Below are 10,445 nucleotides of genomic sequence, written 5' to 3'. Positions count from 1 at the left end.
CGGGGCCGGGTCGGGGGCGCCGGCGCCTGCGGTGCCTTCGGTTCCGGTGCCCGTGGGTCCGGTGCCCTCCGGACCGGTGTCCTCGCCCGGTGTGCCTGGGCCGCTCGCGCGACGCGCCCCGGCCGGGCCGTCCGGCCCGTTCAGGGCCTCCGGCTCCTCGTCGTACGCGTCCATCCCCGCCCCGTCCCGCTTCCGCTCCGGCATCGACGCGCCCGTGGCGGGCGCCCCCTGGTCCTCGGACGCCTTTGCTTCCGCTTGGCACCCGCACGGAACGGTACTCAGCCCCACCCACCCCGCGCAGCCCCGGCCCCGGCCTTGGCCGCGCGGCTGCGGTCGCCGCGCACGTCCCCGGCATCGCCGGGGACGCAGACCGGCCACGGCGGTTTTCCACAGGCACCCCACGGCGTTGCCCACAGCGGTTGACACCCGACGACGCCCCGGCACACCATTGACTCGCACGAACCGAACGATCGGTCGGGACGTGTTTCCGGCAGAGTCCTAGGTCAGGGGGACCGCATGGCCACAGCAGCCGCGCCTCGCACGGACCGCACACCCGCGGACGGCGCACCCGGCGCCACCGCGGACATCGCGGCACACCAGCACGCCTTCGACACGGCGGTGGCCGCCGAGGAGCGCATCGAGCCACGCGACTGGATGCCGGACGCCTACCGCGCCACCCTCGTCCGCCAGATCGCCCAGCACGCGCACTCCGAGATCATCGGCATGCAGCCCGAGGCGAACTGGATCACCCGCGCCCCCAGCCTGCGCCGCAAGGCGATCCTGATGGCCAAGGTCCAGGACGAGGCGGGCCACGGCCTCTATCTCTACAGCGCCGCCGAGACCCTCGGCACCAGCCGCGAGGAGCTGCTCGACAAGCTGCACAGCGGCCGCCAGAAGTACTCCTCGATCTTCAACTACCCCACCCTGACCTGGGCCGACGTGGGCGCCATCGGCTGGCTGGTGGACGGCGCCGCCATCACCAACCAGGTCCCGCTGTGCCGCTGCTCCTACGGCCCGTACGCCCGCGCGATGGTCCGCATCTGCAAGGAGGAGTCCTTCCACCAGCGCCAGGGGTACGAGCTGCTGCTCGCCCTGAGCAAGGGCACCCCCGAGCAGCACGCCATGGCACAGGACGCGGTCGACCGCTGGTGGTGGCCCTCACTGATGATGTTCGGGCCGCCCGACGACTCCTCCCAGCACTCGGCCCAGTCCATGGAGTGGAAGATCAAGCGCCACTCCAACGACGAGCTGCGCCAGCGCTTCGTCGACATCGCCGTCCCCCAGGCCGAGTCCCTCGGCCTCACCCTCCCCGACCCGGAGCTGAAGTGGAACGAGGAGCGCGGGCACCACGACTTCGGCGCCATCGACTGGACCGAGTTCAAGGAAGTACTCAAGGGCAACGGCCCCTGCAACGAACAGCGCATCACCCAGCGCCGCCGCGCACACGACGAGGGCGCCTGGGTCAGGGAAGCGGCCGCCGCCCACGCGGCCAAACACGCCGGGAGCACCGGCCGGACAGGAGCGACGCGCGCATGACCCACACCGACTGGCCCCTGTGGGAGGTCTTCGTCCGCTCCCGCCGCGGCCTCTCCCACACCCACGCCGGCAGCCTGCACGCCCCCGACGCGGAGCTGGCCCTGCGCAACGCCCGTGACCTCTACACCCGGCGCGGCGAGGGCGTCTCCATCTGGGTCGTCCCGGCCACCGCCGTCACCGCCTCCTCGCCCGACGAGAAGGACCCGTTCTTCGAGCCGTCCGCCGACAAGCCCTACCGGCACCCGACCTTCTACGAGATCCCGGAAGGGGTGAAGCACCTGTGACCGCCACCGTCCCCACCACCGCAGCCCTGGCCCTCGGCGACGACGCCCTGGTGCTCTCCCACCGCCTCGGGGAATGGGCCGGCCACGCCCCCGTGCTGGAGGAGGAAGTCGCCCTCGCCAACATCGCGCTCGACCTGCTCGGCCAGGCCCGCGTGCTGCTCTCCATGACCGGCGACGAGGACGAGCTGGCCTACCTCCGCGAGGAACGCGCCTTCCGCAACCTGCAGTTGGTGGAGCAGCCGAACGGCGACTTCGCGCACACCATCGCCCGGCAGCTCTACTTCTCCACCTACCAGCACCTTCTGTACGCCGAACTGGCCGTGAACGAGGGCCCGTTCCAGCCGCTCGCCGGCAAGGCGGTCAAAGAGGTCGCCTACCACCGCGACCACGCCGAGCAGTGGACCGTGCGCCTCGGCGACGGCACCGACCTCAGCCACGACCGGATGAGCCGGGCCTGCAACGCGCTGTGGCGCTTCACCGGCGAGATGTTCCAGCCGATCCCGGGCGTGGATGTCGACTGGGCCGCCCTGGAGGCGAGTTGGCTCGCCTCCGTCACGGACGTGCTCGGGCGCGCCACCCTGACCGTGCCCGAGGGTCCCCGCACGGGAGCGTGGGCGGCGGGTGCGGGCCGGCAGGGTCTGCACACCGAGCCGTTCGGGCGGATGCTCGCCGAGATGCAGCACCTGCACCGCAGTCATCCGGGGGCGTCATGGTGACCGCCACCGCGCTGGAGACCGAGCTGCTGGAGCTGGCCGGCTCGGTGCCCGACCCCGAACTCCCCGTGCTCACCCTGCACGAGCTGGGGGTCGTGCGCGCGGTCCACCTCACGGGCACCGGCGCGGTCGAGGTCGACCTCACCCCGACCTACACCGGCTGCCCGGCGGTGGAGACGATGCGCGCGGACATAGAGCAGGTCCTGCGCGCCCACGGCATGCGGGAGGTCACCGTCCGCACGGTCCTCACCCCGGCCTGGTCCACGGACGACATCACCCCGGAGGGCCGCCGCAAGCTCCAGCAGTCCGGCATAGCCCCACCCCGTACCCAGCACCCCGCGGGACCGGTCACCCTCACCCTGGGCCCGACCCGCACCGGGCCCGCCGGAGAAGCGGAGACCGGGACGGCGCCGGAGGCCATCCGCTGCCCCCACTGCGACTCCGCCGACACCGAGCTGCTGAGCCGCTTCTCCTCCACGGCCTGCAAGGCGCTGCGCCGGTGCCTCGCCTGCCGTGAACCCTTCGACCACTTCAAGGAGTTGTGATGGCACGCTTCCACCGGCTCCGGGTGGCCGAGATCGACCGGCTGACCGACGACTCGGTCGCCGTCACCTTCGCCGTGCCGCCCGAGCTGCGCGAGGAGTACCGGCACAAACCGGGCCAGCACCTCACCCTGCGCCGCCGCGTGGACGGCGGGGACATCCGCCGCACCTACTCGATCTGCTCCCCGGCCCCCGACCCGGCCGGGCCCGGCCCGAACACGCTGCGGGTGGGGGTGCGGCTGGTCGACGGGGGCGCGTTCTCGACCTACGCGTTCAAGGAGATCGCTGCCGGGGACGAGCTGGAGGTGATGACCCCGGCCGGGCGCTTCACCCTGGACCCGGCGCCGGGTCTCTTCGCGGCCGTCGTCGGCGGCAGCGGCATCACCCCGGTGCTGTCGATCGCCACCACACTGCTGGCCCGCGAGCCGGGCGCACGGTTCTGCCTGATCCGGGCCGACCGTACGGCCGCCTCGACCATGTTCCTGGAGGACGTGGCCGACCTGAAGGACCGCTACCCGGAGCGGTTCCAGTTGGTCACGGTGCTCTCCCGCGAGGAACAGCAGGCGGGCCTGCCCTCCGGCCGCCTCGACCGGGAGCGGCTCACCGGCCTGCTGCCCGCGCTGCTCCCGGTGGACCAGGTGAAGGGCTGGTTCCTCTGCGGCCCCTACGGCCTGGTGGAGGACGCCGAACGGGCCCTGCGCGGTCTCGGCGTGGACCGCTCCGGCATCCACCAGGAGATCTTCCACGTGGACGGCGGCACCGCCCCGGCCACCACCGCCCCGGCGGCCGCCCACAGCACGGTCACCGCACGCCTCGACGGCCGCGGCGGCAGTTGGCCGGCCCAGCAGGGCGAATCCCTCCTGGACACCGTCCTGCGCAACCGCCCCGACGCCCCCTACGCCTGCAAGGGCGGCGTCTGCGGCACCTGCCGCGCCTTCCTGGTCACCGGCGAAGTCCGCATGGACCGCAACTTCGCCCTCGAACCCGAGGAAACCGAAGCCGGCTACGTCCTCGCCTGCCAGTCCCACCCCATGACCGAGAAGGTGGAGGTGGACTTCGACCGGTGAGCGGGCCGGGGGTCAGCCGCTAGATCACAACCCCGGCCTGCCCCGCATCCGTGACCACCGGGCGCCCCGCGGCCTCCCAGTACTTCATGCCGCCGTCGACGTTCACCGCGTCGATGCCCTGCTGAACGAGGTACATGGTGACCTGGGCGGAGCGGCCGCCGGAGCGGCAGATGACGTTGACGCGGCCGTCCTGGGGGGCGGCCTCGGTCAGCTCGCCGTAGCGGGCGACGAACTCGCTGATCGGGATGTGCAGCGCCCCCTCGGCATGACCGGCCTGCCACTCGTCGTCCTCGCGGACGTCCAGCAGGAAATCGCCGTCCTTGAGGTCCGTGACCTCGACCGTGGGCACACCAGCTCCGAAACTCATGCCCCCGACGCTACCCGAAGCACCGCACGCGACGCGGGGGCCTCACTCCTGCGTCAGCAGCGCCGCGAGGTCGGACTCGCGGCGGGCGATGTCACCGTGCAGCCGCTCGGCGATCTCGGTGAGGAGGCTGTCGGGGTCGTCCGGGGCGAGACGGAGCATGCCGGCGATGGCGCCGTTCTCCAGTTCCCGCGCGACCAGGGTGAGGAGTTCCTTGCGCTGGGCCAGCCACTCCAGGCGGGCGTACAGCTCGTCGCTGGGGCTGGGCTGCCGCTCGGGCGGCACCGGGCCGGCGGCCCACTCCGCGGCGAGTTCCCGCAGCAGGGCCTCGTCACCGCGGGCGTAGGCCGCGTTGACGCGGGTGATGAACTCCTCGCGGCGGGTGCGCTCGGCGTTCTCCTGGGCGAGGTCGGGGTGGGCCTTGCGGGCGAGGTCACGGTAGAGCTTGCGGACCTCCTCGCTGGGCCGCACCCGCTCGGGCGGCCGCACCGGCTGATCGGTGAGCATCGCGGTGGCCTCGGGGAACAGCCCCTGGCCGTCCATCCAGCCGTGCAGCAGTTCCTCGACACCGGGGATGGGCGACAGGTTGGCGCGGGCCTCGGCGGCGCGCCGGATGTCCTCGGGGTCCTGGGTACGGGCGGCCCGCGCCTCGGCGATCGAGGCGTCCAGCTCCTCGATGCGGGCGTACAGCGGGCCGAGCCGCTGTTCGTGCAGCCGGGCGAAGTTCTCGACCTCGACGCGGAAGGTCTCCACGGCGATCTCGAAGTCGATCAGCGCCTGCTCGGCGACCCGGACGGCCTTTTCCAGCCGTTCCTCGGGCCGCGGCGACTGGGACTGCTCGGTCTGCTCAGCTTCCGGGGTCGTCACCCGACCAGCCTAGGCCACGCCCACAAGGCCCTACCGCGACGGAACGGAACGACCGCCCCAACTCGCCGTCCCCGCCTAAGAACCCGTCCCCGCCTAGGAACCCGGCCCCGCCTAGGAACCCGTCTCCGGGCAAGCGGCCGGAACCCACTCGGCCACCAGATCCCGGCACGCCACCACCAGCCGGCCGGGACGGCAGGCCACCTCATGGGTGCAGCCACCCGGCAGCGGCAGGATCTCGTCCAGGATCACATCGCCCAGCGAGGCCGGATCGCACACGTCCAGCACGTCCGACTGGAAGTCGGACACACCGGTGTAGCGGACCAGCAGGTCCTCCTCGTGCCGGAAGCAGTTGTGCCGGAAGCGGATCTCGACGTCACCGTCGGCCGTGCGGTTCACCCGCGTGGGCAGCAGGTCGCGGACACAGCGCTTGGCCTCGGGGTCGTAGTGCGCCGGGTCGGTGGCGAAGGCACGGGCGCCGGGCGGGAGGCCAGCGGCGATGCCCGGCAGCCGGGCGAGATACGGGCGGGGGTCGGCGAGCACGGTCTCCTCGCTGCCACCGCCGCGCAGTTCGACGTACTTCATCTCAGCACTCCGGGCACCCTCTTCCCCACCACGGCGTCCGCCCCTCTCGTCCCCCCATCCCCGCTCACACCCCCGTCTCGGCCGCGATCCGCCCGGAGCGCACCGCCTCCACCAGGCGCGCGTGGTCGGCCTCGGTGAGGTCGGCGTAGGCGGTGGCGAAGTCGGCCACGGCGTCGTCCAGTTCCTCGTTCTTGCCGCAGTACCCGGCGATGAGGCGGGGGTCGGCGCTGTGCGAGTGGGCGCGGGCCAGCAGGGCGCCGGTCATCCGGCCGTAGTCGTCCACCTGGTCCGGAGCGAGGGCGGCCGGGTCGACGCTCCCCTTGCGGTTGCGGAACTGCCGTACCTGGTAGCCCCGTTCGTCCACCGTGGTCCAGCCCAGCAATATGTCGCTGACCACCTGCATCCGCTTCTGCCCCAGCACCACGCGCCGCCCCTCGTGCTCGGCGGGCGGCACCGGGAAGCCCGCGGTGGCCAGATGCGGGGCGAGCGCGGAGGGCCGGGCCTCCTTCACCTGGAGGACGAGCGGCTCACCGCGATGGTCGAGGAGCAGCACGACGTAGGACCGGGTGCCCACGCTGCCGGTGCCGACGACGCGGAAGGCGACGTCCTGCACCGCGTACCGCGCGAGCAGCGGCAGCCGGTCCGCACCCAGCGTCGACAGATACGGCTCCAGTGAGGCGGCGACGGCGGCGGCCTCGGCGTCCGGGACACGGCGCAGCACCGGGGGCGCGTCCACGAAGCGGCGCCCGCCGTCCTCGCACTCCTCGGTCGACCGGGCGGCGAAACGGCCGCTGGTGTTGGCCCGCGCCTTCACCGAGACCCGCTCCAGGGTGCCGAGCAGGTCATGGGCGTCGGTGTGGGAGACCAGTTCCTCGTCCGCGATGGCGTTCCAGGCGTCCAGCGCGGGCAGCCTGGCCAGCAGCCGCATGGTGCGCCGGTACGCGCCGACGGCGTCCCGCGCGGCCGCGTGACAGGTGTCCTCGTCGGCCCCCGCCTCGCGCCCGGCCAGCACCAGGGACGCGGCGAGCCGTTTCAGGTCCCACTCCCAGGGGCCGTGCACCGTCTCGTCGAAGTCGTTGAGGTCGATGACCAGACCGCCGCGCGCGTCCCCGTAGAGACCGAAGTTGGCCGCGTGGGCGTCGCCGCAGAGCTGGGTGCCTATGCCGGTCACCGGGGTGCGGGCCAGGTCGTACGCCATGAGGCCGGCCGAGCCGCGCAGGAAGGCGAAGGGGGAGGCAACCATGCGGCCCACCCGTATCGGGGTCAGCTCGGGAAGGCGCCCGGCGTTGGACTCCTCGACGGCGGCCACCGCGTCCGGACGCGCGTCGTCCACCACGAGGTCCCGGTGGGCGGCACGGGGCACGTCGGCCCGCAGCGCCTTGCCCCGATGCTTGGCGGACCCGGCCGGCGGCCACTCGGCGAACCCGCGCAGCCTCGGCACCCTGCCCACCGGCCTCACCTCGGCCGGCTCCACCCCGACTCCGGCCACCACGACCGCCTCCCCCGCACCCCGAACGCCCCCGCACGAGCGTCTCGAACATCAACTCGTGCCGAAGGTACATGCGGTGGCCGAAACGCGTCAGACCCTGTGGACAACTCACCACTTGTGGACATCCGCGGCGGGCGTCCCGCCCTACTCCGCCGGCATCCCCTCCCCCTCCCGCTCCGGCGCCGGCAGCCGCCGGCAGGCCGCGATGAACAGCAGCCGGCCCACCACCGACGCGAGCGCGAAGGCGAGGATCGAGTTCCACAGGCCCAGCCGCCCGGGCCCAGCAGACCGCCGAGGAAGGCGCCGATCGGCAGCGTCCCGTAGGTGAGCATCCGGTACGCCGCCGCCCGCGCACTCGCCCGCGAACTGGCCGAAACGGTCGCCTTCGAGGTGACCGACGTCACCACCCCCCTGTACCGGTAGAGCACGGCATCACCACCGACACGAAGAGGACCGTCACCCCCACATGAGCACCACCAGGAAGATGCACGCGGGCGAGGCCCACACCGACCCCGACCTCGTACGGCGGCTGCTGCGCGGCCAGTTCCCCCAGTGGGCCGGCCTGCCCGTCTCCCGCCTGGCGTCCGGCGGCACGGTCAACGCCATCTACCGCGTGGGCACCGGCCTGACCGTCCGGCTGCCGCTCCTCGAGGGCGGTGCCGGGACACTGGACCACGAGGCCCGGTGGCTGCCCCGGCTGGCGCCGCTGCTGCCGGTGCCGGTTCCCGAGGTCGTCGCCCTGGGGGAGCCCGCCGAGGGCTACCCGTGGCGGTGGGCCGTCCACCGGTGGCTGGAGGGCGAAGTTCTGGTCGAGGGCGCGGAGTACGGCACCGAGGACGTGGCCCGCGACCTAGCGGCCTTCGTCACCACCCTGCGCAAGGCCGGCCTCGACGGCGGCCCTCCGGCCTACCGGGGCGGCCCGCTGAGCACGGCCGACACCGAGACCCGGTCCGCGATCGAGGCGCTGCGCCGCACCGATGAGCCCTTCGACGCCGACGCGATCACGGCCGCCTGGGAGACCGCCCTGGCGGCACCCCGCTGGGAGGGGACACCGTGCTGGACGCACTCCGACCTGATGCCGAGCAACCTGCTGGGCGCCGACGGCCGGCTGACGGCCGTCATCGACTTCGGCACGGCGGGCGTGGGCGATCCGGCGATCGACCTCATCCCCGCCTGGAACCTGCTGACGCCCGCCGCCCGCCCGGTCTTCCGGGACGGGGCCGACGTGGACGACGCCACCTGGGAGCGGGGGCGCGGCTGGGCCCTGTCCATGGCGGTGATTCAGCTTCCGTACTACCGGCACACCAACCCGGTCATCTCGGCGAACGCCCGCCATGTGATCGGCCAGGTCCTGGGCGACCGGTGAACGCCGGGGTCTGAGACCTTACTCACACGGCCCCGTCGCCCGGTTGCGCCCGCACACGATCCCGGAAACGCCGAAGTGGGCGGCATCCAAACGATGCCGCCCACTTGGGTGTTGTGCGCGAGGGGGGAGTTGAACCCCCACGCCCTTTCGGGCACTGGAACCTGAATCCAGCGCGTCTGCCTATTCCGCCACCCGCGCATTGGGTGTGTCTTCCGGTTCGGCCCTTGCGGGCTGGCCCCTTCCGACATGCAGAACATTAGCACGGCCCACGGGGTGGAATCACATCCCTTCCCCAGGCCCCCCACCAGGCCATCTGCCCCGCCGCGCCCGAGAACCCGCACCGCACGGACGTCCCGCCGGGACCTCCCGCAACCCCCGCCCCTGTGGACAAAGCTGTTCAGGTATCAACCTCGTACCGGTCCCGGCCATCTCATCCACAGGGGGACCGGACCGGACGCCGGGTGCGGGACACTGGACCGGGACCACCCCTACGATCCTCCTCCGAAGGAGTTCGAAGGGGGTCCGCTGGGGGAACCGGCTGATTGCCGGGCGCGTAGATACGATCAGTGAGCAGTACCGGCGAGGCTGCCGCGCCGAGCACGGCACGGCAGAACGGCAGCGACGGAGGAGGTGCCCCATGGGAGTCCTGAAGAAATTCGAGCAGCGTCTCGAAGGTCTGGTCAACGGCACCTTCGCCAAGGTGTTCAAGTCCGAGGTCCAGCCGGTGGAGATCGCCGGCGCGCTCCAGCGGGAGTGCGACAACAACGCGACGATCTGGAACCGCGACCGGACCGTCGTGCCCAACGACTTCATCGTGGAGCTGAGCACGCCCGACCACGAGCGGCTCAGCCCCTATTCCGGACAGCTCGGTGACGAGCTGGCCGGAATGGTGCGCGACTACGCCAAGCAGCAGCGCTACACCTTCATGGGACCGATCAAGGTCACCCTGGAGAAGGCCCCCGACCTGGACACCGGTCTGTACCGGGTGCGCAGCCGCACCCTCGCCTCCTCCAGCAGCCAGGAGCCCCAGGCCCCGCACTCCGGCGGTCCGGGCCCCGCGGCACCCCATGGCCCCCAGGGCGGATACGGCTACCCGCCCGCCGGAGCCCCGCCGATGCCGTCCGCGCCGCCCCCCGGTGCCCGGCCCGGCGGCTACGGCTACCCCCAGCCCGCCACCCAGCGCCCCGCCGCCGCCCCGATGGGCGGCATCGCGACCCGGTACTGGATCGAGGTCAACGGCACCCGCCACCAGATCTCCCGCCCGACCCTCGTGATGGGCCGCAGCACCGAGGCGGACGTACGCATCGACGACCCCGGCGTCTCCCGCAGGCACTGCGAGATCCGCACCGGGACGCCCTCGACGATCCAGGACCTCGGGTCCACCAACGGCATCGTGGTGGACGGGCAGCACACCACCCGCGCTACGCTCCGCGACGGCTCGCGGATCGTCGTGGGCAGCACCACCGTTATCTATAGGCAAGCCGAAGGGTGAAGCGGGGGCAATGTCAGAGCTGACCCTCACGGTCATGCGGCTGGGTTTCCTGGCCGTACTGTGGCTGTTCGTGATCGTGGCCGTGCAGGTCATCCGCAGCGATCTGTTCGGTACGCGTGTCACACAGCGCGGAGCGCGCCGGG

The 10,445-nt window shown here is 72.6% G+C and carries 11 protein-coding genes, 1 tRNA gene and 2 pseudogenes; 8 read left to right on the top strand and 6 right to left on the bottom strand.

The features are described 5' to 3' along the window. Positions 1-204, bottom strand: a pseudogene (locus tag GT030_RS36465) (hypothetical protein); the annotation flags it as partial. 312 nt (positions 205-516) lie between these two features. Here GT030_RS36465 and paaA point away from each other — a divergent pair. From paaA to paaE, 5 genes are read left to right on the top strand one after another with little or no spacing between them, the layout of a single operon-like run. Continuing rightward, positions 517-1,536, top strand: coding sequence for a 1,2-phenylacetyl-CoA epoxidase subunit PaaA (paaA, locus tag GT030_RS15340; RefSeq protein WP_161201593.1), 1,020 nt, complete (start codon positions 517-519; stop codon positions 1,534-1,536). Then, complete coding sequence (gene paaB, locus GT030_RS15335) at positions 1,533-1,820, top strand: 1,2-phenylacetyl-CoA epoxidase subunit PaaB (RefSeq protein ID WP_030805879.1); 288 nt, start codon at positions 1,533-1,535, stop codon at positions 1,818-1,820. The genes paaA and paaB overlap by 4 nt, the downstream gene beginning before the upstream one ends. Beyond that, positions 1,817-2,536 carry a 1,2-phenylacetyl-CoA epoxidase subunit PaaC gene (gene paaC / locus GT030_RS15330; protein ID WP_161201592.1) on the top strand — a complete coding sequence of 240 codons (720 nt, stop codon included), beginning with the start codon at positions 1,817-1,819 and terminating at the stop codon, positions 2,534-2,536. Before paaB ends, paaC begins: the two co-directional genes overlap by 4 nt. Then, positions 2,530-3,078 (top strand): 1,2-phenylacetyl-CoA epoxidase subunit PaaD, encoded by a 549-nt coding sequence (paaD, locus tag GT030_RS15325; RefSeq protein WP_161201591.1) that lies wholly within the window; start codon positions 2,530-2,532, stop codon positions 3,076-3,078. The genes paaC and paaD overlap by 7 nt, the downstream gene beginning before the upstream one ends. Continuing rightward, positions 3,078-4,142, top strand: coding sequence for a 1,2-phenylacetyl-CoA epoxidase subunit PaaE (paaE, locus tag GT030_RS15320; RefSeq protein ID WP_161201590.1), 1,065 nt, complete (start codon positions 3,078-3,080; stop codon positions 4,140-4,142). Before paaD ends, paaE begins: the two co-directional genes overlap by 1 nt. 19 nt (positions 4,143-4,161) lie before the next feature. Here paaE and GT030_RS15315 read toward each other — a convergent pair whose 3' ends face one another. The 4 genes from GT030_RS15315 to GT030_RS15300 form a co-directional block, all read right to left on the bottom strand. After that, positions 4,162-4,491, bottom strand: coding sequence for a rhodanese-like domain-containing protein (locus GT030_RS15315; RefSeq protein ID WP_161201595.1), 330 nt, complete (start codon positions 4,489-4,491; stop codon positions 4,162-4,164). A 60-nt stretch (positions 4,492-4,551) separates the two neighbouring features. Continuing rightward, a complete protein-coding gene (locus GT030_RS15310) occupies positions 4,552-5,373 on the bottom strand; it encodes a hypothetical protein (protein ID WP_161201589.1) in 822 nt (273 codons plus the stop codon). Positions 5,374-5,484: 111 nt separating this feature from the next. Next, entirely contained in the window at positions 5,485-5,955 is a 471-nt protein-coding gene (locus GT030_RS15305; protein ID WP_161201588.1) for a hypothetical protein, read from the bottom strand. A gap of 64 nt (positions 5,956-6,019) precedes the next feature. Then, entirely contained in the window at positions 6,020-7,447 is a 1,428-nt protein-coding gene (locus tag GT030_RS15300) for a DUF2252 domain-containing protein (protein ID WP_161201587.1), read from the bottom strand. A gap of 463 nt (positions 7,448-7,910) precedes the next feature. On the opposite strand from GT030_RS15300, the gene GT030_RS15295 reads away from it, so the two are divergent. Then, entirely contained in the window at positions 7,911-8,810 is a 900-nt protein-coding gene (locus GT030_RS15295) for an aminoglycoside phosphotransferase family protein (protein WP_237522453.1), read from the top strand. Positions 8,811-8,924: 114 nt separating this feature from the next. Here GT030_RS15295 and GT030_RS15290 read toward each other — a convergent pair. Then, positions 8,925-9,008 (bottom strand) — tRNA-Leu (locus tag GT030_RS15290). 439 nt (positions 9,009-9,447) lie between these two features. Here GT030_RS15290 and GT030_RS15285 point away from each other — a divergent pair. Further along, positions 9,448-10,302: a DUF3662 and FHA domain-containing protein gene (locus GT030_RS15285; RefSeq protein ID WP_161201586.1), complete on the top strand. Its 855-nt coding sequence runs from the start codon at positions 9,448-9,450 to the stop codon at positions 10,300-10,302. A gap of 10 nt (positions 10,303-10,312) precedes the next feature. Further along, positions 10,313-10,445: pseudogene (gene fhaB, locus GT030_RS15280) on the top strand (antibiotic biosynthesis regulator FhaB); the annotation flags it as partial.

Origin of the sequence: Streptomyces sp. SID1328, assembly GCF_009865595.1 — a bacterium.
Classification (GTDB): domain Bacteria; phylum Actinomycetota; class Actinomycetes; order Streptomycetales; family Streptomycetaceae; genus Streptomyces; species Streptomyces griseoluteus.
Note: the sequence above shows the minus strand (reverse complement) of the source record. Positions and strands in the feature narration are given on the sequence as shown.

Excerpts from the sequence above, each read along its gene's own strand:
- paaA (WP_161201593.1), top strand. The coding sequence starts at position 517 with ATGGCCACAGCAGCCGCGCCTCGCACGGACCGCACACCCGCGGACGGC.
- GT030_RS15305 (WP_161201588.1), bottom strand. The coding sequence starts at position 5,955 with ATGAAGTACGTCGAACTGCGCGGCGGTGGCAGCGAGGAGACCGTGCTC.
- GT030_RS15295 (WP_237522453.1), top strand. The coding sequence starts at position 7,911 with ATGAGCACCACCAGGAAGATGCACGCGGGCGAGGCCCACACCGACCCC.
- paaD (WP_161201591.1), top strand. The coding sequence starts at position 2,530 with ATGGTGACCGCCACCGCGCTGGAGACCGAGCTGCTGGAGCTGGCCGGC.
- paaB (WP_030805879.1), top strand. The coding sequence starts at position 1,533 with ATGACCCACACCGACTGGCCCCTGTGGGAGGTCTTCGTCCGCTCCCGC.
- GT030_RS15285 (WP_161201586.1), top strand. The coding sequence starts at position 9,448 with ATGGGAGTCCTGAAGAAATTCGAGCAGCGTCTCGAAGGTCTGGTCAAC.
- paaE (WP_161201590.1), top strand. The coding sequence starts at position 3,078 with ATGGCACGCTTCCACCGGCTCCGGGTGGCCGAGATCGACCGGCTGACC.